Raw genomic sequence first — 22,072 nt, 5'->3', positions numbered from 1 at the left:
CGCAAACCGACCTCGATTACCGCAGGGTGACTCCTCCATGTTCATGATGATCCTTCTGGGCGGGGCGGCCGCCTTCTTCGTGGTCGCCATGATCATGGCCGCCTCGTCGGGCAAGAAGCAGGGCCAGGGCGGGGGCGGCAATCGTGCGTCGTCCTCCCGCTCCAAGTCGTCCGGCTCCTCGGCCTCCGCCCGCCGCGAGGACCTCCGCCTCCCCTACCGCTACGCCGACGACATGATCTTCGTCCACGGCGACTCGGTGTGGACGGGCCTCGTTCTGCCCACCGCCATCGACGAGTACCTGAACGCCGGCGAACTCCAGGCGATGGCCGAGGGCCCGCCCCGCGGTCTGCTCAACCTCGCCCGCGGCGACCGCAACGTCGAGTGCCACTACCGCAAGGTGTACCAGCCGATCACGGCGCTCACCTGGGCGGAGGACCTCAACGCGGTCGCCTGGGACCCGACCGACAACTACAAGGCGTACAACCTGCGCAAGGCCGAGTACCAGGAGCGCATCGGCGCCAAGCGGGAACGCAACATCCTGCTGGTGAAGCTGGGTTCGGTGAAGCGCACCGGTGGTGGTACGGGCGTGATGTCCCAGGACGACGAGCCGCACGACGACGCCGGTCTGCTCAAGGGCGTGAGCGGCGCCGCCGACCAGGTGACCGCCACCGCCACCGGTGTCGCGGACGAGTACCTGTCCCCGACCGTGGTCGCCGAGTGGACGCAGGTGGCGGCCGAGGTTCACGAGAGCCTGGAGAACCTCCACGGCACCCCCCTCACCCGCGAGGAACTCGTCTGGCTGATCCGCAAGCCCCTCCACGGCGACCTACCCGTGCCGCCCGAGCCGGTGCTCGGCTCGCGTGCCTGGGGCCCCAACGCGTTCGACCTGGTCGTCGACTTCTCCGGTGAGAACCGCAAGACACACATCGTCCTGAACCAGTACGACGAGGTCACCGGCGAGCAGCAGACCAGCTACACCACCACTCTCGTCGCCGCCAACTGGCCCGCGGAGACCCGCTTCCGCCAGTCGACGGCGTGGGCGCGCTACGCGGCCCAGCACGTCGACTTCCCCGTCGAGATCGACATGCGGTTCACGCTCATCCCGTATCTGAAGTTCAAGGACCGCGCCGACAAGATCCGCGGCAACCTCGTCGACGAGATGAACGACATGGCCAACTCCGGGCGCAGCCCCGACACCAAGCTGGCCCACCAGGTCACCCGCGCCCAGGAACTCGTCGACGACATCGAGGAGCACAAGATGCCGGGGATGGAGGCGCAGATCCGCTTCACGATCTCGGCTCCGGACCTCAAGGAGCTGGAACGCCGCCGCCGCGTCCTGGAGATGCAGTTCAAGCAGGACCTGAAGGTCACCCTGCTGCGTCCGACCCGTCAGCAGTGGCGTCTGCTCCAGTCCCAGCTTCCGGGCGACGCACCCAAGTTGCCCATCGCGCCGTACATCCGCCTCCAGGAGGTCGAGCAGCTCGGCGCCGGACTCCCCACGGCGGGCACCGAGTTGGGTGACAACCCGGAGCATCGCTCCGGCAAGCGCCTCGGCTGGGTCGGCAACCTGGTGGGCTGGGCGGGCAAGATGCCGGTCCACTACTCGCTGCACGTGGGCCCGGCGCGGAATGACGGCGGTGGGCTGGCGATCGTAGGCGCCTCGGGTGGGGGAAAGTCGTCGTTGGCCCTCCAGAAGTTCTACGAGGAGTCCGAGTCCGGCGTCCGTTGCCTGGTCATCGACCCCAAGACCGACTTCGCCCAGCTCTGCTACTACCTGGCCTTCGGCTCCCAGGTGAACGACCCGGCCTTCGCGAGCGACGCGGAACAGGGCCTCCTCGGCACTCCGCAGAGCAAGTTCCAGCCGGTCAACCCGGAGTTCTGGGCGGAGACGGAGGTCGTCGACCTCCTGAAGGGCCAGGCGGGCGTGCTGGACCCCTGGGTCATCGCCCGTGACGTCCCGGCGGGCCGCCTGCTCGCCGAGTCGATGCTGCGCGGCTTCCTCGGCGACGAGGACTACCAGCGCGTACGCCTCCCCGTCATCGAGGGGATGGCCACGGTCATCGGCCGCTACAACTCCGCGATCCGCCAGGCGGTCGACCAGGGCCTGACGGCACGCGACGCCGACGCGCAGGTACCGCGGCCGACGCTGTGGCAGGTGGTCGACGAGGTCGTGGCGGCGTACGACCACGCCATCGCGACGAACGACCGTGAGGCGGCGAAGGATCTGAAGCTCGCGCAGATGCTCCTCACCGAGCTGCGCACGCTCCCCTACGCCCGGCTCGCCTTCGCCGAGCGCCCGCAGTCGCTGTCCAGCATGCGCAAGCGCCGTACGGTCATCACCCTCCGCGGCTTCCAGTCGCCCGCGGCCTCCGACCCGCGCAGCTGGAACCCGGCGGAACGCCTCGCGGCGACGGCCCTGATGGCGGTCGTGGAGCTGGGCAGCCAGATGCTCGACGTCGGCTACGAGAAGAACCCGGTGACGGGCGAGATCGGCCTGCGCCCCAAGGCGCTGTTCGTGGACGAGGCGTACGTCGTCACGGCCACGGAGTCGGGCCGCGACCTGATGCGCCGCGCCCTGAAGCAGGGTCGCTCGTATCTCGCGGTCACCGTCCTGATCACCCAGCAGGCCATCGACCTCGTGCAGATCGAGGACTCCGAGGCCCGCAGCGGTGGCGCCAACCAGATCCACACGGTCTTCGCCTTCAAGCAGAAGTCCGCACAGGAGGCCTCCCTGGTGGCCCCGCTGCTGGGCCGCCCCGAGAACGACCAGAAGGTCATCGCGGCCCTCCAGGAACTCCGTACCGGTGTCTGCCTCCAGCGGGACGCCGACAAACGTGTCGGCACGGTCGCCGTCGACCTGGTCTTCAAGGAGATCCTCGCGGCCACGGACACCAACGGCACGACCCGGCCGGCCCGGCAGGGCATCAACCCGCCGCTGAGCGTGTGGGACTGGACGTTCCTGCAGGAGGTGGAGGAGGACCCGGCACGGCCGACCGCGCCGGAGACGGCCGCCCCGGAGACAGCCACCGTGTGACCTCCCGCCACCCCGTCCGCCGATCCCCCCACCCGATGCCCCCCAGTCGAAGAAGGACCATGCGAATCAAACGAGCACTTACCATCGGCGCCCTCCTCCTGATGTCGGCGTCGGTCACGGCATGCAACGGCGACGACGACAAGAGCCAGTCTTCCGAGAAGGCGAGCGCTGGGGCGGGCAAGGAGGCGGGCGGCGGGGAGACGAGCGGCGAGGAGCCGAGCGGGGGCCTGCCTTCGGCTTCGGACATGGCGTCGATCGAGTACTTCCTCAACCAGTCCGTGGGCTGCTTGGACCTGATGACAGGCAGGGATTACGACAATTCCTCCCTGGCGGAAAGGGAGCCCGCTTGGGGTGACTCGGACATGCTCAAAAATCCTGCATGGGCCATCAAGGAACGCGCTGTCTGCAAGGACAAGTACGACGACATCGTCACGCTGGTCCTGACATCGGACATGAAGCAGTTCCAAACCACCATGAAGGAAAAGGGCTACAGCGGCATTCTGGTCGGCAAGGACTTCGCGGTGGACCCGGACGATGGCCAGACAACCCAGGACCTCAAGACCTCCGGCCTCGTGTACCTGTCGTGCGATCCGGAATTCGAGATCCCCAGCGGTTACAAGCAGGAGCCCGCACTGGTCGACGGATGTCTCCTGACCGACCACTTCCCCTCCTGATCGGCCCCGAAGGACTTCTCATGCTGACCCTCAGCCGGCCCCGCGCCGACCGCCCGGCACGGAGCCGGCCGAGGCGCTCCCTCCTCAAGGCGCTGATCAATGCCGGTGTCGCGGCACGCGCCGCACTGTTCGTGGCACTCGGCGTGATCGCACTCTCGCTCTCCACCCCGCAGTCGGCGAACGCCATCTTCGACACCTGCGACTGGACGTCCGACAGCATCAACCAAAAAGCCGACATGCCGGGCGCCGCGGAGAACATCTTCCCCTCGGTGCAGCAGTGGAGTGGCAAGCGTGAGCTCGTCTCCGGTGCCGTACGCCTGCCAGGCGACCCGGGGGACTACACCGTCTACGAACTCGGCGCCATGCGTGGTCTCAACTGGGCCTCGACCCAGCAGAGTCAGGACCAGGCGAAGGAGGGCGAGCGCGGCGAGAACGCGGACGACGACGACTGCAGCGTCCAGAACGAGATCTACAACTCCATCGCCCAGATGGTGTTCGACCTCAGCAAGTTCATCACCCGCGCCTCGATCAGCATCAAGGAGATCTCCTCCAACCCGAGCCCGCTGGCCGCGCTGTACGAAGGCACCGTCGAGGGCGACAACAGTGTCGTCGACCGTCTGAACGACAACGTGTTCAAGCTGGCCGTACCGACCATGATCATGCTCACCGGGATCTGGGTGTTCGGCAAGTGGCGCAAGGGGGACATGCGTGAGGTCTGGGCGGGTGTGGGATGGGCCGCGTTCGTCGTGATCGCCGTATCGGCCTTCCTGGTCGACAACAACTACACACGCGTGGTCGAGACCGCCGACTCCGGAATCGCCCAAGGTAACGCCGCGTTGACCGAGGCGGTACTGGGCGGCGCGGTGGACGACATCGATCCGCCGTGCGACCTGGCCGCCAACGCGCCGCAACGCGGCATGCGGATATCCAGCTGCGCCATGTACGACACCCTGGCGTTCCGCCCGTGGGCCATCGGCCAGTTCGGCGACCCGGGCAAGAAGCGCATGGAATACAAGGGCTCAGATACCTGCGATTTCGGAGACAAGGCGCGGTGCACCGATCTGCGAGCCAAGCAGGTCAACGTCCAGTCTGTGACGAACTTCGACTACTACAAGGACTGGTCGGGGGTGGACGGCGGTGTCATGAAGCACAAGGAGAACCAGTACGGGGAACTGCGCAACTACATCGCCAAGAACGAGAAGTCCCGCGTGTACGAGCAGTGGAGCGGTCACAAACCCGGTAACCGCATCACCATGGGGATCTACGCGCTCATCGCCTCCCTCATCGTCGGCATCATGGTGGTCGTGCTCAGCGCGCTGACGCTGTTGTGGCACTCGGTCACGCTCATCATGATCATCCTGCTGCCCCTGGTCGCGATCATCTCGATCCATCCGACCCAGCAGAAGCTGCTCAGGGGCTGGTGGCAGACCTTCGTCCACAGTTTCGTCCTGCGCGCCGGATTCGGCGTGATCCTCACCATCCTGCTGCTCTTCTACCAGCTGATCCTGCCGCTGTCGGTCCCGCTGGGCATGCAGCTGCTGATGCTGTTGCTGGTCACGATCTCCGTCGTCATGCTGCTGAAGAACCTGCTGTCCGGGAAGTTCTCGCCGCAGGTCGCCGGGGCGGAGGACGCGCTGGGCGTCGGGGACGCCGCGAACGCGACGTTCAACAAGGCGGCCGCCGTGGCCCCCGGCCTCGCCGTTTCCACGGCCCGTACCACCGGCCGTGTCGCGGGCAGCACCGCCAAGGGCGTGGGCAGGACGGCCGGCAGCACGGCACGCGGTGGCGCCTGGGCCGTGGACAAGGTCTTCGCCAAGGGCAAGTACCGGGACAAGATGCAGCAGAGGGGCTGGCTCGGCCAGTCGAAGCGCGAGCAGCGAAAGGACGCCTACCTGGCGAGGGCGGACGCACGCGATCTCCGCGAGAGCAGGGCCCGGGACAGTGGCGACGGCGCACAGCCGGAACCGGAGGGTCAGACGTCCACCGCCCCCAGGCGCAGCGGGCGCGTCAGCGGCTCAAGTGGCACACAGACCACCACCCAGCCGACGCCCACACCCACACCCACACCCACGCCCGCGCCCGCGCCCGCTGCGACGCCCCCCGCCCCCGCACCGCGGCCCCAGCCGACACCTCCCCGGCCCACACCGGCCGACCCGACCCCGCCGGCAGCGCCGACCCCTCCCCCGCGGGACCCCCGTGGGCCGAGCGGCCGCGTCTGACAAACCGCCGCCGACCATCTGACGCACCGCCCCACACCGAGGAGCCGCCCCATGCCCGCCCTGACCGCCGACCGCACCCCCGACCAACTGGTCGGGGAAACGCAGCGGTTCTTCGGCGTGGACCGGCCCACGGTGGGGGCGGGCGTCCCGGAGGACGAGGGCAAGCGTGCCCACTCATGCGCGGGCTTCGGTGGGCGCCCGCTGTGGTCCGAGGCAGGGCCACGGGTACGTACGGCCCTGGGAAGCCACCCGCGTCCGGCCTCGACCGCGCCGGGGCAGCCAGCGACCCGGGTCGAGCACACGGACCCGTACGGGAACGGCATGTGGGACGCCCTGCCCTGCGTCAACCCGCCGACGAAGCAGGTCGCCACCCTTGACGGGCACGACGCTCCCGCGACGCCCCCGCAATCCCATCCAGCCTTTGCGCAGTCGCGCGACGCGGGCGTGGAGGTGTGCCCCAACCCATGAGCCGCGCTCCGCTCCCTCCCCGCCCCGAGGCCAGTGCCACCCGACAGGCGCGGACCTCCGCCACCGGCACCACCTCCAGGGCGCGGTCCCTCCTCCGTCTCGTCCGCCAGGACAAGAACGACCCCTGGGCCGTCCGCCTCCTCCCCCGCATCGTGTTCGCCTTGGCCGCCGCCTACACCCTGTTCGCGATCGCCTCGCAGAGCGGCTCATCCTTCGTGATGGTCTGCGCCGTGCTGCTGCTCGGCGGAGCCGTCTGGCTGCTCCGCCGCCGCACCCAACTCCTCCTCGCCCTCGCCTCGACGATCCTCGCCACCGCCTTCACCGGCTACTTCTCGGCGGTAGGTGAATCGGCCCGGATGACCACGAGTACGGCCGTCACCGGAACCGCAGCGTTCGGGTACTGGGCCCTGGCCGGAATGGCCTTGCTCGGCGCCTGGATGGTGAAGGAGCACCCGGGCCGGCGCGGGGTCACGGTCGTGATCGCCGATGTGATCCTGGTCATCGGCTCGCTCATCGGCATGTTCGTGCCGGAGGCGGGTGTGCCGATCGGATTCCTCGGCGTGTTCGCGGTGCTCGCGGTACGCGGCTCGGGTGCGAAGGCCGTGCGGGCCAGGTTCAACAGGGTTCGGCAGGTCATCGGCCGGGTACGTCGGCGCGACTCCCGGGAAACGGCGGACAGTTGAGGCTCTTGTGAATGGTTCGTCGCGGCACTGTTCGTTTCCGGCCAGTACTTTGCACATGCGTTGCACCAGTTTGACAATTTGTTCTAGAGTCCCCCGCGATCACAGATCATCACGGGGGATATTACTCATGCGTATGGCGAGCCATACGACGCTGGCCAGGCTGCCCGCCCGACCTGCCCACAAGGCGGTCGTACGGGAAGCCCACATACCCGACGCGGCCCTGCCGTGCCGGCGTCGGCCGGACGTCTTCCAGCACCCGCTTCTGGACAACTCGGAGAACCCGCACAGTCTTTACGGCCCCGAAGGTACAGCGGCAGCCGCAGTCACGGGCGTCTCGCCCGACCAGCGCCGGCAGTACCTCGTCCTGCTCCGCACCGCCCGCGACCTGTGCGCCTCCTGCCCGCTCTGGGCGGAATGCCTGCAGGATGCCGTCGCGTACGCCGAGCCGTACGCCTACACGGCGGCCACCACCCGGGAGGACCGGCGTGCGCTGCGCCGCATGCTCGACATCGGCGACGAGAACGGCGACCTGCCGGCCCACGCCGCGGTCCGCTTCGACTCCGGCTCCGTACCCCGGCGGCTGACCCGGCTCAGGTCTCGCGCCGACGACTCCTCGGCGACGCACTCCGGAGCCCGCCGCCCGCTCGCACCGGACCTTCCCGAACTGGAGCGGATCCTGGATGCGTTCGATCTGCTTCAAGCTCAACTCGCCCATGATCAGGGTGCGTTGAGGGAGCAGGCGCGGCGCGCCGCGTTGACACCGCAGTTGCACTCGCACATCGACCCACAGACAACTCACAGACAGGCGCCCGGACCGGGTGCGTCGTCGCACATGCCCGGACCGTCGAACGACAGGAGCGAGGAACCCATGGCAGCGGCCGAGGCCGGGCAACGGATCACCTTCTCGTACGAGGATCCCGCCCTGGCCGTACGGCAGGCCGTGCTCGGCCCGCTGGTGCGCTCCGCCCTCCCCGCGCTCACCAGCCTCGAACAGCTCGTCGCCCTGCTGACGTGCATGCCCGGCGGCGCGGACACGGCCCCCGAATCCCCGCGGAACCTCCCGGCCGTACGGGAGGCCGTCGAGTCGCTGCTCCCGGACGGCGCCGACGCCCCCGAGGACGCCGAGGGCGCACCCCTTCCTCCCGGGCGCCCGCTCACCGGCTCCGTCTCCGTCGAACTCGCCACCACCGACCCGGTGGCCGCGCTGCGCCGCGACTTCCTGGAGCCGCTGCTGCGCGAACTGGCCGCCACCCTGGGGAACATAGAGAAGGTCGCCACCATGCTGGCGGCCACCTCGGACGACGCAGGCGATGCCCCCCTGGAGACCATCCGCACGGCCCTGCGTGAGATCCACGACCGCCTCCCACGATCCGTCACCCCCACGCCCCGCCCGGCGGCCCACCCCCTGCACGCCGACCACCCGGCCGTGGGCACAGGAGCGGGACCCGCGCGCCGGACCCCCTCCGCCCCCAGCATCCGCGCCGCCGTCGAGAAGGCCGTGGCCACCTTCCCCGGCGCGTTCTCAGCCCGCGACGTGCTGCGCGCACTGCCCGCGGGCGTCTACGGCGACCCGTCGAAGACCATCAGCAACGTCCTGTCCGCACTGGTGAAGTCGGGCCGCCTGCAACGGCTTTCGCGCGGCACGTACGCTCGCGTCCTGGACGTCCTGAACGCCGAGGACATCGACGACACCCTCCTCCCCGAGCGGGGAGAGGCGAAGAGCGCCTGACCCGAGCCGGAAGGAACCCCCGACCCCGATGACCGAACCGATGCCGAGCCAGGGTCCGCCCCCGCCCGCCGCGAACCCCCACGCCTCGGACGCCCAGGTGCACGTCTTCTCCCCCAACGCCGGCCTCATCGACGGCGTCCCCGTCACCGCCCCGCCCTACGGCGACATCCAGGACGTCGTCCTGTCGATCCTCCAGCAGCGCGCCCAGCAACTCGGCGCCCCCACCCCGGCGACGATCACGGACAACCGCTACGGCGGCGCCATCCGCCTGCTGATCCACCCGGACGGGACGACGGAACAGCTGGACTGAGGGGCTGACACGACGCCGACCCCGCCACAGCCGCGCCGTTCCACTGGGCGGGAGTCGACGAGTAGGGCGTAGCCGACCCTCGTATCGCTGGCAGACGGCCTTCCCGCAGCCCAGGCCGAAGGCCGCGTCACATTCGGGAGCCCACGGAGGGTGGTCGAGCGGTGGGTGCCCAGGAGGAACCCCTGACCACCCACCGCCGTTACGGCCCTGCTGTCGGCGATCCCTCCGCCGTCACCCCCCGTCTACGTCCGCGCTCATGATGCCGACGCATTCTTCGAGCGCCGCGCACAATGCCGGTACGAAGGCCGCGAGTTCGGCGTCCGACGCCCTCCCCGCCTCCAGCACGGCACCCACGACCGTCACCAGGACAGCAGCGGCCTTCAGCGCGTGCGTGTCGGCCAGTGCGTCGAGGAGACCGCCGGGGCGCGTGTCCGCGAAGCCCTCCCGGCCGGTCGCCGGGTCTACACCGAGACTGCGGAGACGCGGCCCACTCATACGGCGGCCTCCCACGGGCAGTGGTCCTGGCCCAGCGTCGCCAGGACGGCCGCCCGGCGGCGCGCCCGCTGAAGGCGCCTGCGATCGAGTTCGTCCCGCTCGCGCTCCCATACGACGACGTACGGCCGGACCAGGGGCATCCCGTCGACCCTGATGACGTCACCCAGGAACGGGCACGGGGGCGCGGGCCGGTACGCGGGAACAGGCGGACAGGACGGGGCGGGGCCCAGGGACGACGTGACAGCGCGGTGCGCTCCGCGGGCGGGCAGGAAAAGGCTCAGGATCGCGGCCATTAGGCTGCGCATAGGTCGACTCCTATCAGTCGGCTCAGCCCCGGCGTGGAAGCTCTCACCCTTCCTGCCGGGGCGTTTCTTTGCGTCTCATGGTAGCGCCTTGTATCGCTTCGTCGCGAGACGTATCTCAAAGAGCGTCTATCAGTCCACTTGCTTAGCGTCGACTCCATGAACCCTGACGCTGAGATCGACCACGGCGCGCCACTGACCCCGTACCGCCAGCTGGCCGAGATCCTCCGCGCGCAGATTCGGCGCGGTGACTGGCAGCCCGGGCGGATGCTGCCGAGTGAAGCCCAGCTCGTACAGCGGTACGGAATCGCTCGGACGACCGTGCGGCGAGGGCTTGGCCTGCTGGCCGACGACGGCTGGGTATACGCCGTACCCCAGCGGGGGTGGTTCGTCACCGACCCTCTGCCGCTCTCTCCCGAGGCTCCCGCATCCCCCGCGTAGGGCACGGCCGGTTCGCGGCCGACCCGCCGCGCCCTACGCGGCAGGCCCCGAAGTGTTGCTGACCTCGTCGATTCCGTCGAGGACCGCGCGAGCGTCACTCACATTCATCTCCAGAATGTCGCGCTCGTAATTCCGGGGATCACGCCGATATCGGGCCTTTCCCACCTCTGACACAAAGGCACTGGCCGGAATGGCATCCTGGCCCGGCGGAAGAAACTTGAGCATCTCCTCGTACGCCGCGACCACATAGGCCATCGCTACCCGAAACCTGTGGTGCTCGGACTCGGGGGTGTTGAGGAGCTGAATTCCAGTGGATTCGGCGAGCCGACCAGCGACCGCCTCGAACTCCCCTGGGTCGATGATCTGCGACGGCTCAGCACCACCGAACGCCGGCGGGGGCGGCGGAATCTCTTCCGTCATACGGAACTCGAAACGACGTGTCCGTCCGCACTGCCCACAAGCACCCTCGTACACCGCGACGAGGTCGTCGCCGTGCAGTTCCAGCCGGTGTTGGCGGTCGAAGTCGACCGACCCGCACTCACAGCGATGCAGGTCCATGTACAGATGTGCTTCGGCCGATGAGCGCGCTGTCAACATGACATGATCCTAAGGGTTGTTCGGCGCATTCGTCGGGGCGGATACGGGGGAGGAACATCACGTGGACACGACGGTCACCGACGCACGGTTGCGAGCCCAGCAGGCGACGCTGATCGCAACGGTGAAACGTGAACTGCGCACGGTGACGTCTGTCGTACTCGGAGAGCGATTCAGGTCGATCGAGGAGAGGATATCGGAGGACGGCAGAGAGTACTTCGCCCTGGAGGACACTCAGGACGGCTCGGCCGATCTCTGGCTGGACGCCATTCCCATGGTCTCGGGAATGATCGCCAACACGATGACGAACACGACGACGGATCAGTACGTCGTGCAGATATCCGACCGTCTGCCCACCGAATTCCTGACCCGTGTCCTCGCCCACGAGGTGGGCGAACTCATCGCCGCACGTGACCGGTCGAACCAGGGTCTGGCACCGATACACGAGGACCTCCTGAATCAGGAGGCCGACATCGGCGACCGGCACGAGTTGTCGAGCCGGGACCACGGACGCATCGCCGAGCTGAACTGGCTCGCCGCCCGCGCTTCCGACGCGGAACTTCCGGGGCCGCAGCAGGCCGAGGCACGTGCCGACCTCTCGGCCCTCATCGACCGGTGCGGTATGCGGCCAATGGCGGCCATGGCCGACGTGGAGCCGTACGCGGCCGCGTCCCGTGCCGCCAACGTACGGCGCATAGTGTCGAAGGACTCCCTCTCCGCGCACGCGAAGCTTCTGGTCGCCACCCTCGCCCGCCCCATAGAACACCTCGACCCCACCGACGCCGCCGTCCTCCAGGCCTCCCGCGACGCCGCCCTACGAGCCGAGCGCCAGGTCGAAGCCTTCATCGGCCGGCGCGAAGTCACCATGCCCATGCCCGGCTACGACCAGAACGGGCTCCCCCTCCCCCGCGATCAGCTGGAGGCGGCGGCCTCGCAGTGGGCCGAGTACCGCGCCCAGGTCAGCGCACGCACCGCGCAGGCGATCGAAGGACACCTCGCGCAGGGGCAGTTCCCGTCGCGCCGCGTGGTGATCGGCGGCGGGGCGAGCCTGACCGGCCGGGACCCGGACGCGCTGTTGATCGACGGGGCGGGCCGGTGGCATCTGGACCCCGGCCGGGGCATCGTGCAGTCGGCGGACCAGGACCGGGACCTCGCCGAGTGGATGGGCGTCGACCCGCACTCCACGGTCGAGAGGCCCGGAGACCGGCTGCCCATCCACGCCGTACGGGTCTGGGAGGACCAACTCTCCACCCGGGGCGACGTGGTGAACGGCCACGCCCGGCTGCGGCTCGGCCGCAACGGCGAACTCCTCACCGAGATACAACGGTTGGGCGAGGACGGCAAGGAGGCCGCACCTCCGCTGTGGGTGGCGTGCCAGGGCACCCCGAGCATCGCGACCGGGCTGACCCCGGAGGTCGTGCCCGGCATGCCGCGAGGGGACTTCGCCGTGGAGAGCCGCGCCGAGGCCGTACGCCTGATCGGTGACCGGCTGCGGGAACTGGAGGGGCAGGGTCTGACCGGCGCGGGCGAGATGCGCGCCTGGCTGACCCAGGCCGAACGGGGCGGCGCGGACGCCCGTACCGTGCTCGGCGCCCTGAAGTCCTCGCCGCTGATGGACGCCCTCACGGCCGGCCTTGGCCCCGACAAAGCCCGCATCGGCAACTGCTTCGGCGCCCTCGACTCGACGGCGAAATGGGAGTCGGCCCGCGATGAGGCTCCCGGACGGGTGCTGCTCGGCGACGAGGTCGCCGAGAACCGCTTCGACGCGCACCAGGCCGAGCACTGGGTCGTCGCGGGCTCCGGCGGCACCGGAGTCGCCAACGCGGAGATCATCCTGACGCAGAACCTCGATGCCCGCGTCACGATCATCGGCTCGCCGCCGCCACCGGCGCTGGAGCACCAGGTCCAGTTCCCGGAGATGCAGAAGAAGTACGGCGAGGGCGGTGAAGGGCGCCTGACCTTCATCCAGGCACGGGTCGGCGCCATCGAGACCTACTTCGACGAGCAGAAGCGCAAGACCTGCTTCCAGATCCCGTACGTCGATGGAGCAGGGGAGAACGAGCGGCAGCAGGTGCTCCGGGCCGACGGCTACGTCACCAGCCTCGGCCGCACCAACCCCCTCCCGCCCGCCCTCCAGGTCCTCGCGAACGAGGTACGGGACCGGGGCGGGGAGATCTCCGGGGCCCTGCAGTTCGACAAGGACGACCAGTACATCGGCTACGGCCTCACCTTCACCGTGGGCGACAAGGAACACCAGGTCGACGTGGACGGCGCCGCCTCCTGGCAGCTGCCGCGCGAGATCTTCGCCCCGGAGTCGGGCCTCCAACGGCAGTTGAACACGATGGGCGCCCGAGGCCTGCCCGCCGAGACCGGCAACGCCGCTCCCGGCTTCGCCCCGATCGCCCGTCAGAGCGCCCTGCGCGCCCGGGCCGTCGCGGCGGCCGAGGCGGGCGACGTGAACGCCATACGCCGCCTGTCGGCCGTCCCGGCACGCTGGCAGCGCCCGGAACGGGGCCCGGAGACACGGACAGAAGCAGGAACGGGCACGGAACCACCGGGCGCAGGCCCCGGAAACACCATCCCCCTCCGGGAGAAGGTGCCCCTTTCGGAACACGCCCCACCACGGGCAAAGGCCGCCGAGGCAGAGCAGGATGCGACACCGCCCGCCACGCCCAAGCCCGCACCCGACAAAGGCGTACCCGGTTCGGATCTGTGGCAGTTGGGCGTGCCCCAGGGCCGCCCAAGCCGACCGCCCGGCCCCAGACAGCAGCCGCATCAACCGCCGCCGGGCCACCAACGACCGGAGCCGGGGCTCGGCATGGGCGACTGACGGCCCGCGCGCCTCGACTCCGCTTCAGCCTCGCTTCAGCCCCGCTTCGGCCCCGTGACCGCCTCACCGATGACGAAGCCCTTGGCGGGCCCTTCGGGGATGACGACCTCGGTGCCGTAGGGCACGCGGTGGATGTCCTCCCAGTCGGCCTCGTCGAGGCGGGGCTTGGTGAAGAGCGTGACGGCACCCCCACCGTCGTAGTCGTCGATGATGACGTACACCGGAATGCCCGCACGGGCGTACTCGCGGCGCTTCTTCAGGCGGTCGCGGTCTTGATTGCGCTTGCCGGGCGAGACGACCTCGGCAATAAGCCGAACAGCCGACGCGACGATACCGAGGCCGTCAGCTGTCACGAACCGCTCGATGTCCCTGGGCACGACGAACACATCAGGCACCCATGCGCGGCCTTCGTGGATGATGTTCCCGTCCTGTCTCGCGGCGAAGTCCCCGCCTCTCAGATGGTCGGCCAGGTCGTCCCGGAAGAGGTTGGCGGTCTGGCTGTGCGAGTGACGTCCAGTGGGCGACAACTCGATGGCTCCCTCGATGATCTCGGCGTGGTAGCCCTCGGGGAGTTCGATGGCCTTCCATGCCTGCCACACGACCTCGTCCAGCTCGGAAAGGGACGAGACGGGCGCGGACTCGGTCCTGATCTCAGGCATGGCCTCCGGCCTCTCGTGCATGAGCGCGGTCATGGTGTGGAACCTCCTCTCAAGTGTGGGCTTGGCGTGCCCAGGGCACAAGCAACATCGTCACGCTAGGCGCCCATACGGGCTCACCTGCGGAAACGTCCTCAGTTCACTCAAACTGGTGACGCAGGAACGACTCTCCCGGCAAGCCCCGACTCGAACCACACCCCCCTTCGCGAACCGCCCGCCCGCCCCTCCGCGCCCCCACCCGTCCGCCACCTCGCCCACCAGGGCCGGCCCCCCGCCCCCAGCAGGCGGCACCCCCGTTCGCCGACCGCACCAGGCATCGTGGCGCTCGAATACCCCTCCGGATTCCAGTACTTGAGCGACCGCGACAGCCACGCCCCATACGCGGCGCTGTTCGACGGCCTCACCACGTACGCCTCGTACGCCCTCTCCCCCCGTCGACGCCTCGTCGGCCGCGGACGCGCACTCCGTGAAGGACTCGCCGACTCTCATCCAGCACGTGCTGCAACCCTCTGAGGAGGTCCGAATGCCTGAACACACCTGCCAGAAGTCGACGTTCAGCGACGGCCCCCAAGGCAACTGCCCCTACATAGCCACCGCCGGACGGTAGCGGGCCGTCGCGCTTCCCGGCTCCCGGCCGGTCACGCCCGCGCCCCGCTCCCTTCTCACCATCCGGGCCCCTGGTTCCCACCCAACAGCCTCATCCCTTATCCTCCCCGCACGCACACAGCTCCCTCAGCAGCCCCACCTGCGCTGTTGCACCTCATCTCTCACATCCCCATGCCGACGTCGTTCGTCGTTCGTCGTTCGTCCTGTCTCCATGGGCCGAAAGGGTTGCCACTGATGACCGAGGGTTCCTCTCCCCGGCCGGTGCGACACCGTCGCCGTCGCGGCCGTGGTCGTCTGCGCACCACCGCCGTCGCCACAGCGATCGCCGCCACCACCGGCACCGTCTACGCCCTGACCGCCGAAGCGGCCGTGACCTGCAACTCCCCCACGTTCAAGCGGCAGTTGTACGCGAACACCACCTTCTCCGGTACGCCGAAGAAGACGGACTGCGACGCGAGGATCAGCGAGAACTGGGGGACGTCGGCGCCGGCCAAGTCGCTGCCGGCGAACAACTTCGGCGTCCGCTGGACCCTCACCCGGGACTTCGGTTCCGGCGGCCCCTTCACCCTCACCGTCACCGCCCGCGACGGCATCCGCGTCTACGTGGACGGCGAACGCGAGGTGAGCATCTGGAAGAACGTGTCCTCCACCCGGCGGAAGACCGTCGCCCTCACCATCCCGTCCGGCCAGCACACCCTCCGCGTCGACTACGTCAACTGGACCGGCGCGGCGAACGTCTCCTTCGCCTACGCCCCCCGCACCCCCGCGACCGTCGACAAGACCGCCCCCCTGACGCCCGCGAGCCCGAAGGTGTCGTACGACGAGAGCAGTGGTCACGCCAAGCTCACCTGGCCGGCCAACAAGGAGATGGACCTCGCCGGTTACCGCGTCTACCGGCGGCCGCAGGGCGGCGAGTTCGGGACCACCCCGCTCGCCACGACCACGGCCAGCGCCACCTCCCCCTCGTACACCGACACCACCCTCCCCAAGACCGGCGACACGTACGAGTACCAGCTCCGCGCCCACGACAAGGCCGGCAACACCTCCACCGGCTCGGCCGCCAAGCCCGTCACCACCGTCGACGAGACCGCCCCCGCCCTGCCGTACGACCTCGCCGTCGCCGACGCCACCGACGGCAACAGGCTGACCTGGAAGGGCGACGGCGAAGCCGAGAGCCACCTCGTCTACCGGGCGACGGCCGCCGACGGGACCTACGCCAAGATCGGTTCCTCCCTCGGGACCTCCTTCTACGACGACACCGCCGCCGAGAAGTCGACGTACCACTACGCGATCGCGTCCGTCGACACCGCAGGCAACGTCAGCGAGCGCACCGCCCCCGTCGTCTCCACCCGCGCCGACCGCACCGCCCCGGCCGCGCCCACCGGCCTGGCAGCCGAGGGCACCGCCGACGGCAACCTGCTGACCTGGACGGCCAACGCGGACGACGCCACGGCCTACCAGATATTCGTCAGGCGCCCCGGCGCCACCACCTTCGCCTACCTCGACTCCGCCACCGGCGGCGCCACCACCGGCCACCTCGACACCTCCGCCACCCCCGGCACCGAGTCCGCCTACCTCCTCCGTGCCGTCGACGAGGCGGGCAACGTCTCCGCCGACTCGGCCCCCGCGTCAGCGACCCGGCCGCACAAGGTCGCCCCCGTCCCGGGCGCCGACGCGGTCGTGGACGCGGACGGCGACGGGGACCACACGAGCGTGCAGGCGGCACTGGACGCGCTCGGCGCGGGCACGGCCGCCGACCCGAAGGTCATCCAGGTGAACCCGGGGACGTACAGGGAACTGGTCCAGGTCACCAACAAGTACGTCCGGCTCGTCGGGGCCGGCGACGACCCGTCCCAGACCGTCATCACGTACGACAACGCCGCCGGCACCCCGACCGCCGACGGCACCGGCACGCTGGGCACGCAGAACAGCCGGACCATGTACGTGAAGGGCTCGGACTTCCTGGCCCGCAACCTCACCGTCGAGAACTCCTTCGACGAGGCGGCCCACAGCTACGCGAGCGAGCAGGCCGTCGCGCTGCTCACCCAGGCCGACCGGCTCGTCTTCGACAACGTCCGCTTCCTCGGAAACCAGGACACGCTCTTCCTGAAGTCGACGACGACCACGACCCCCAACCGGGTCTACTTCACCGACTCCTACGTCGAGGGTGACGTCGACTTCGTCTGCGGCTACGCCACCGCCGTCTTCGACACCTCCACCCTCAAGCTCCTCAGCCGGGGCTCGAACAGCAACAACGGCTATGTGGCCGCCCCGTCGACGGACGCCTCCACCACCTACGGCTTCCTGATCACCGACTCGACGCTGACCAGCGACGCCCCCGCCGGCACGTTCCACCTCGGCCGTCCCTGGGTCACCGCCTTCGGCGGCGCGAAGGGCAGCCTGGTGATCCGTGACTCGTCCCTCCCGGCGGCGATCAAGGCCGCGCCGTACCAGGACTGGACCTCCGGCTCCACGACGTACCCCTGGAAGGACTCCTTCTTCCGCGAGTACGCCAACACGGGGGCGGGTTCGGTCGCCTCGGCCACGGCGGACCGCCCGCAGCTCACCGCCGAGGAGGCCGCCTCGTACGAGAAGGCCGACTACCTGGGGGACTGGGCACCGGTCATGGACTGACCCGTACAACCAAACCCCCACCCCGACGGTCTGATCGTCGGCGGCACACGTCCCCGGCCGCCGACGATCAGACACAGGCACCAGCCCGGGCACAGGCATCAGCCCGGCACAGACACCAGCTCGGGCACAGACATCGGCCCGGCACAGACACCAGCCCGGGCCCAGGCATCAGCGGCCCAGGACCTCCGAGGACCTCAGTGACCCCACCCAGACGTACGACGGCCGCCACCGCGGCCGTCGTCGTGCTCGCGACCGCCGGCGGTCTGCTCGCCGCGACCGCCGCACCCGCGTCCGCCGCCGTGACGTGCGCCTCGCCCGTCTTCAAGCGGCAGTTCTTCGCGAACACCTCCTTCTCCGGTACGCCGAAGAAGACGGACTGCGACAGCGCCGTCGACCAGAACTGGGGCACCGGCGCGCCCGCCACCGGCCTGCCGTCCAACAACTTCGGCGTCCGCTGGACCGTCACCCGCGACTTCGGCTCCGGCGGCCCCTTCACGCTCTCCGTCTCCGGCCTGGACGGCATCCGCGTCCATCTGGACCCGGGCACGACCGACGCCCGCAAGATCAGCCTCTGGAAGAACGGCACGTCGACCGTCTCCAAGACCGTCAACGTCACCATCCCCTCCGGCAAGCACACCCTCCGCGTCGACTACGTCAACTGGACCGGATCCGCCAAGGTCGAGTTCGCCTACGCCCCCCGGGCCTCGGCCACGGTCGACAAGACCAAGCCGCTCGCCCCGGCCGCCGCGGAGGCGACGTACGACAGCGCGACGGGCAAGGCCAAGCTGACCTGGTCCGCCAACAAGGAGATGGACCTCGCGGGCTACCGGGTCTACCGGCGGCTGAAGAGCGACTCCTTCGGGGCCAAGGCCCTCTCCACGGTCGCGTCCGCCACCACCTCGTACACCGACACCCCGCCGCCGACCGGAGGGACGTACGCCTACGAGGTCCGCGCCTACGACAAGGCCGGCAACACCTCCACAGGGTCGGCGGACCAGAGCGTCACCACCGTGGACAGGACCCCGCCCGCCGCACCGTTCCTGGAGATGGACGTGTGCCCGGACGACCAGCCCTACTCCGCGCCGGAGCTGGTCACCACCGCCGCGAACGCCGCCGACATCGCGTGGTACGAGCTACAGCGACTGGACTCCGGCACCTGGAAGACCGTGCACACCGGCGCCAAGGGCGCGGCCTGCGACACCGGCCACCCCGCCGACGGCAGCAAGGTCACCTACCGGGGCCGCGCCCGGGACGCCGCCGGGAACTGGTCCGTGTACTCGGCGGCCACCACGTTCACCACGTTCGACATGACCCCGCCGGCGACCGCCGCCGACGCCCGGCTGGACTACCGCTCGGGCGTCCCGCACCTGGTGTGGTCGGCCGTCGACGGGGCCGCGAGGTACGAGCTCCTGCAGTACGACCCGGCGACCGGCGGCTGGCTCGACGCGCTGCCCGGCGCCGCCGGCACCACCACGCAGACCGACGTCGTGCCGCGCCAGCTGCTCGCCGCCGCCGACTCCTACCGGTACGCGGTGCGCACCCAGGACACGAAGGGCAACGCCTCCGCGCCGGTGGAGGTCACCCTGAGGATGGCGGACCGGCCGGAGGCGATCGCGCCGTACGAGACCACGGCGACCCGCTCCGGTGAGGGCGTGTACGTCTCCTGGGCGAGCGCCGACCCGTGGACCCACGACACCGCCCCGCTGCTCACGTACCGGATCGAGCGGACCGACCCGGCGACCGGCGAGACCGTCGTCGTGGACAGGTGCAAGCCGGGCAGCTCTTCCGACGGGCCGCTGACGGATCCCACCGTGGACTGGTGGTGGGCGGGCGACGACGCCCCGTCGTACGCCGGCCGCCAGGTGCTGCGCGGCAGCTGCCACGACGTCTCCGGCGCCTCCGAGACGAGGTACGAGTACCGGGTCGTGACCGTCGATCCCCACGGGCATGCCTCGCGGCCCGGCCCGGCGGCCACCGAGACCACCCCGGACACCAAGCGCCCGGACCCGGTCCAGAACCTGACCGCCGAACAGATCCCGCTCGGCGTGCGCCTGTCCTGGACGCCGCCCACCGACGACGACGTCCTCACGTACTACGTGTGGCAGGGCGTCACCGACCCGGACACCGGCGAAACCGTCTGGAAGCGGAACTGCTGGAAGGGCGATTCGCTCGCCGAGACCGAGATCCTCTGCCCGACCGTTCCCGACGGCGCGACCCACGTCTACCGGGTGGCCGCCACCGACGCCCTCTACGACGAGGGCCCGGAGTTCTTCCACACGGCCGACGTCTCCGTCACCCTGCCCGACACCCGTCCGCCCGGCTGGACGGGCACCGAGATCATCGACGACAGCTACCCGAACCTCTACGTCGGCTGCTCCGCGAGCTCCGGCCTCGGCGACTGTGCCCGGTTCACGGGCTACCGCGTCGAGCGCTGGGACCCGGTCTCGGCCGCCTACGTCACCCTGACCGAGGGGACGGCGGGCGACGCCACGTTCTCCATGGACACCACGGTCCACGAGGACGAACGCGGCCTGTACTACTACCGCGTCGTCCGCCTGGACTCCACCGGCGCCGAGGCCGCGGTCACGTCGCGGGCGTACGGCATCTGGGAGTCCTGGTTCTGAGCCCTCCGCCTCACACACGAAAGGGGCCCGGTGGTTCGGAGACGAACCACCGGGCCCCTTTCGCGCAGGTGCGTGATGTCGGCATCAGTCCGACGACGGCTGCCGCCCCTTCGGCCGCCACACCACCAACGCGCTGCTCTGCTGCACCTCCTGGTACGGCACCAGGTCGCGGCGATAGGAGGCGTGGACCGCGGCCTCGCGCTGGCGCATGGTCGCGGCGGCGCCGTCGAGGGCGGCTTCCATCTCGACCACCCGCGCCTGGAGCGCGGCGACCTGGTTCTCCAGCTCGATGATGCGCTTGATGCCGGCCAGGTTGATGCCCTCGTTCTGCGACAACTGCTGGACGGTGCGCAGCAGTTCGATGTCGCGGGCCGAGTAACGGCGGCCGCGCCCGGCGGTGCGGTCCGGGGAGACCAGGCCGAGACGGTCGTACTGGCGCAGGGTCTGCGGATGCAGGCCGGAGAGCTGGGCGGCCACCGAGATGACGTACACCGGTGTCTCTTCCGTCAGCTCATAGGCCCTGTTGCCAAATGCGTTCTGCCGTCGGCGGCCGTCCATCACATTCATGCTCCCTTCGCGGCCTGGAACAGCTCCGCTCGCGGGTCCTCGCCCGCGGTCGCCTCGCGATACGCCTCCAGGGCGTCACGAGCCTTCCCCGACAGGTCCTTCGGAACACTCACCTCGACGGTGATCAGCAGGTCCCCTCGGGTGCCGTCCTTACGGAAGGCGCCCTTGCCCCGGGCTCGCATCGTACGGCCGTTGGGGGTGCCGGGAGGCAGTTTCAGGGTGACCGGCGGTCCGCCCAGGGTCGGGACCCGGACCTCGCCGCCGAGTGCCGCCTCGGGATACGTCACCGGCACGGTCACCGTGAGGTTGTCGTCCTTGCGGCCGAACACCGGGTGCGGGTCGACGTGCACGACGACGTACAGGTCGCCTGCCGGTCCGCCCCGTTCGCCGGGGGCGCCCTTGCCGCGCAGTCGGATCCGCTGGCCGTCCAGGACGCCCGCCGGGATCCTGACCTGCATGGTGCGGGACGACTTGGCACGGCCCGAGCCCTTGCAGATGTCGCAGGGGTGCTCGGCGATCAGGCCCCGGCCCTTGCAGTCCGGGCAGGGGTCCGTCAGGGAGAAGCCGCCGCCGGAGCCCCGCGCGACCTGGCCGGTGCCGACACACGTCGGGCACACCCGGGGGGTGCCGTTGGCGTCGCCGGTGCCCGAACAGACCTTGCAGGGCGACTGCGAGGACATCCTCAGCGGTACGGTCGCGCCCTCGATGGCCTCGGTGAAGCTCAGCGTGACCTCGGACTCGATGTCCTGGCCGCGCCGGGGCTGCACCCGCGTGGTGCCGGAGCTGCCGCGGTTGAACAGGCCCCCGAAGACATCGCCGATGCCCCCGCCGAAGCCGCCCGCCCCCTGGCCGCCCTGGGCGCCGCCTCCGAAGAGGTCGCCCAAATCGAAGTTGAACGAGCCGCCGCCGGCGCCGGGCCCCGGGCGGAAGCCGCCGTTGCCGAAGAGGGTGCGGGCCTCGTCGTACTCCTTGCGCTTCTTGGGGTCACCGAGGATGTCGTTCGCCTCGGAGATCTCCTTGAAGCGCTCCTCGGCCTTGGCGTTCCCCTTGTTGGCGTCCGGGTGGAACTCGCGGGCGAGCTTGCGGTACGCCTTCTTGATCTCGGCCTCGGTGGCGTCCTTGGGGACGCCGAGGACCTTGTAGTAGTCCTTCTCGATGAAGTCCTTGGTACTCATCCGCGACGTCCCTCCTTCCACTCACCCTGCA

17 protein-coding genes are annotated in these 22,072 nt (G+C 69.9%); 11 read left to right on the top strand and 6 right to left on the bottom strand.

Annotation, left to right across the window (positions count from 1 at the left end; all coding sequences use genetic code 11):
- Positions 1-37 precede the first annotated feature (37 nt).
- The 7 genes from OG202_RS26965 (at position 38) to OG202_RS26935 (ending at position 9,117) form a co-directional block, all read left to right on the top strand.
- The gene (locus OG202_RS26965; protein ID WP_327728500.1) at positions 38-3,034 is read left to right on the top strand and encodes an ATP-binding protein; all 2,997 of its coding nucleotides are present in this window, start codon (positions 38-40) and stop codon (positions 3,032-3,034) included.
- A 59-nt stretch (positions 3,035-3,093) separates the two neighbouring features.
- A complete protein-coding gene (locus tag OG202_RS26960) occupies positions 3,094-3,708 on the top strand; it encodes a hypothetical protein (protein WP_327728501.1) in 615 nt (204 codons plus the stop codon).
- Between the two features lie 20 nt (positions 3,709-3,728).
- Positions 3,729-5,927: a hypothetical protein gene (locus tag OG202_RS26955; protein ID WP_328223732.1), complete on the top strand. Its 2,199-nt coding sequence runs from the start codon at positions 3,729-3,731 to the stop codon at positions 5,925-5,927.
- A gap of 51 nt (positions 5,928-5,978) precedes the next feature.
- Entirely contained in the window at positions 5,979-6,395 is a 417-nt protein-coding gene (locus OG202_RS26950) for a hypothetical protein (RefSeq protein WP_327728503.1), read from the top strand.
- Positions 6,392-7,078, top strand: a complete 687-nt coding sequence (locus tag OG202_RS26945; protein WP_327728504.1) for a hypothetical protein — start codon at positions 6,392-6,394, stop codon at positions 7,076-7,078. Before OG202_RS26950 ends, OG202_RS26945 begins: the two co-directional genes overlap by 4 nt.
- 127 nt (positions 7,079-7,205) lie before the next feature.
- Positions 7,206-8,807, top strand: coding sequence for a WhiB family transcriptional regulator (locus tag OG202_RS26940; RefSeq protein ID WP_328223731.1), 1,602 nt, complete (start codon positions 7,206-7,208; stop codon positions 8,805-8,807).
- Positions 8,808-8,835: 28 nt separating this feature from the next.
- Positions 8,836-9,117 (top strand): hypothetical protein, encoded by a 282-nt coding sequence (locus OG202_RS26935; protein ID WP_328223730.1) that lies wholly within the window; start codon positions 8,836-8,838, stop codon positions 9,115-9,117.
- Between the two features lie 231 nt (positions 9,118-9,348).
- Here the strand turns inward: OG202_RS26935 and OG202_RS26930 are convergent, their stop codons facing one another.
- Together OG202_RS26930 and OG202_RS26925 are read right to left on the bottom strand one after the other, a co-directional pair.
- Entirely contained in the window at positions 9,349-9,612 is a 264-nt protein-coding gene (locus OG202_RS26930) for a hypothetical protein (protein ID WP_328223729.1), read from the bottom strand.
- The gene (locus OG202_RS26925; RefSeq protein WP_328223728.1) at positions 9,609-9,917 is read right to left on the bottom strand and encodes a hypothetical protein; all 309 of its coding nucleotides are present in this window, start codon (positions 9,915-9,917) and stop codon (positions 9,609-9,611) included. The genes OG202_RS26930 and OG202_RS26925 overlap by 4 nt, the downstream gene beginning before the upstream one ends.
- A 156-nt stretch (positions 9,918-10,073) precedes the next feature.
- Between OG202_RS26925 and OG202_RS26920 the strand changes: the two genes are divergently transcribed.
- Complete coding sequence (locus OG202_RS26920) at positions 10,074-10,355, top strand: GntR family transcriptional regulator (protein WP_326579855.1); 282 nt, start codon at positions 10,074-10,076, stop codon at positions 10,353-10,355.
- Between the two features lie 33 nt (positions 10,356-10,388).
- Here the strand turns inward: OG202_RS26920 and OG202_RS26915 are convergent, their stop codons facing one another.
- Entirely contained in the window at positions 10,389-10,952 is a 564-nt protein-coding gene (locus OG202_RS26915) for a hypothetical protein (RefSeq protein ID WP_326579857.1), read from the bottom strand.
- A 61-nt stretch (positions 10,953-11,013) separates the two neighbouring features.
- Here OG202_RS26915 and OG202_RS26910 point away from each other — a divergent pair, with 61 nt between their 5' ends.
- The gene (locus OG202_RS26910) at positions 11,014-13,779 is read left to right on the top strand and encodes a hypothetical protein (RefSeq protein ID WP_328223727.1); all 2,766 of its coding nucleotides are present in this window, start codon (positions 11,014-11,016) and stop codon (positions 13,777-13,779) included.
- A 35-nt stretch (positions 13,780-13,814) separates the two neighbouring features.
- Here the strand turns inward: OG202_RS26910 and OG202_RS26905 are convergent, their stop codons facing one another.
- Positions 13,815-14,471 (bottom strand): Uma2 family endonuclease, encoded by a 657-nt coding sequence (locus tag OG202_RS26905; RefSeq protein WP_327728511.1) that lies wholly within the window; start codon positions 14,469-14,471, stop codon positions 13,815-13,817.
- An 804-nt stretch (positions 14,472-15,275) separates the two neighbouring features.
- On the opposite strand from OG202_RS26905, the gene OG202_RS26900 reads away from it, so the two are divergent.
- Positions 15,276-17,675, top strand: a complete 2,400-nt coding sequence (locus OG202_RS26900) for a pectinesterase family protein (RefSeq protein WP_328223726.1) — start codon at positions 15,276-15,278, stop codon at positions 17,673-17,675.
- A 197-nt stretch (positions 17,676-17,872) separates the two neighbouring features.
- Positions 17,873-20,299: a PA14 domain-containing protein gene (locus tag OG202_RS26895; RefSeq protein ID WP_328223725.1), complete on the top strand. Its 2,427-nt coding sequence runs from the start codon at positions 17,873-17,875 to the stop codon at positions 20,297-20,299.
- Between the two features lie 84 nt (positions 20,300-20,383).
- Here OG202_RS26895 and OG202_RS26890 read toward each other — a convergent pair whose 3' ends face one another.
- A complete protein-coding gene (locus tag OG202_RS26890) occupies positions 20,384-20,857 on the bottom strand; it encodes a heat shock protein transcriptional repressor HspR (RefSeq protein WP_326585696.1) in 474 nt (157 codons plus the stop codon).
- 5 nt (positions 20,858-20,862) lie between these two features.
- The gene (dnaJ, locus tag OG202_RS26885) at positions 20,863-22,041 is read right to left on the bottom strand and encodes a molecular chaperone DnaJ (RefSeq protein ID WP_327728514.1); all 1,179 of its coding nucleotides are present in this window, start codon (positions 22,039-22,041) and stop codon (positions 20,863-20,865) included.
- Positions 22,042-22,072 lie beyond the last annotated feature (31 nt).

It is taken from the genome of Streptomyces sp. NBC_00310 (assembly GCF_036208085.1).
Lineage (GTDB): Bacteria > Actinomycetota > Actinomycetes > Streptomycetales > Streptomycetaceae > Streptomyces.
This window is presented reverse-complemented; position numbering and strand designations above follow the sequence as displayed.

Coding starts and splice junctions, on each gene's coding strand:
- OG202_RS26915 (WP_326579857.1), bottom strand. CDS start 10,952: ATGTTGACAGCGCGCTCATCGGCCGAAGCACATCTGTACATGGACCTG.
- OG202_RS26890 (WP_326585696.1), bottom strand. CDS start 20,857: ATGGACGGCCGCCGACGGCAGAACGCATTTGGCAACAGGGCCTATGAG.
- OG202_RS26930 (WP_328223729.1), bottom strand. CDS start 9,612: ATGAGTGGGCCGCGTCTCCGCAGTCTCGGTGTAGACCCGGCGACCGGC.
- OG202_RS26920 (WP_326579855.1), top strand. CDS start 10,074: ATGAACCCTGACGCTGAGATCGACCACGGCGCGCCACTGACCCCGTAC.
- OG202_RS26935 (WP_328223730.1), top strand. CDS start 8,836: ATGACCGAACCGATGCCGAGCCAGGGTCCGCCCCCGCCCGCCGCGAAC.
- OG202_RS26900 (WP_328223726.1), top strand. CDS start 15,276: ATGACCGAGGGTTCCTCTCCCCGGCCGGTGCGACACCGTCGCCGTCGC.
- OG202_RS26960 (WP_327728501.1), top strand. CDS start 3,094: ATGCGAATCAAACGAGCACTTACCATCGGCGCCCTCCTCCTGATGTCG.
- OG202_RS26925 (WP_328223728.1), bottom strand. CDS start 9,917: ATGCGCAGCCTAATGGCCGCGATCCTGAGCCTTTTCCTGCCCGCCCGC.
- OG202_RS26905 (WP_327728511.1), bottom strand. CDS start 14,471: ATGACCGCGCTCATGCACGAGAGGCCGGAGGCCATGCCTGAGATCAGG.
- OG202_RS26965 (WP_327728500.1), top strand. CDS start 38: ATGTTCATGATGATCCTTCTGGGCGGGGCGGCCGCCTTCTTCGTGGTC.
- OG202_RS26955 (WP_328223732.1), top strand. CDS start 3,729: ATGCTGACCCTCAGCCGGCCCCGCGCCGACCGCCCGGCACGGAGCCGG.
- OG202_RS26950 (WP_327728503.1), top strand. CDS start 5,979: ATGCCCGCCCTGACCGCCGACCGCACCCCCGACCAACTGGTCGGGGAA.
- dnaJ (WP_327728514.1), bottom strand. CDS start 22,041: ATGAGTACCAAGGACTTCATCGAGAAGGACTACTACAAGGTCCTCGGC.
- OG202_RS26940 (WP_328223731.1), top strand. CDS start 7,206: ATGCGTATGGCGAGCCATACGACGCTGGCCAGGCTGCCCGCCCGACCT.
- OG202_RS26945 (WP_327728504.1), top strand. CDS start 6,392: ATGAGCCGCGCTCCGCTCCCTCCCCGCCCCGAGGCCAGTGCCACCCGA.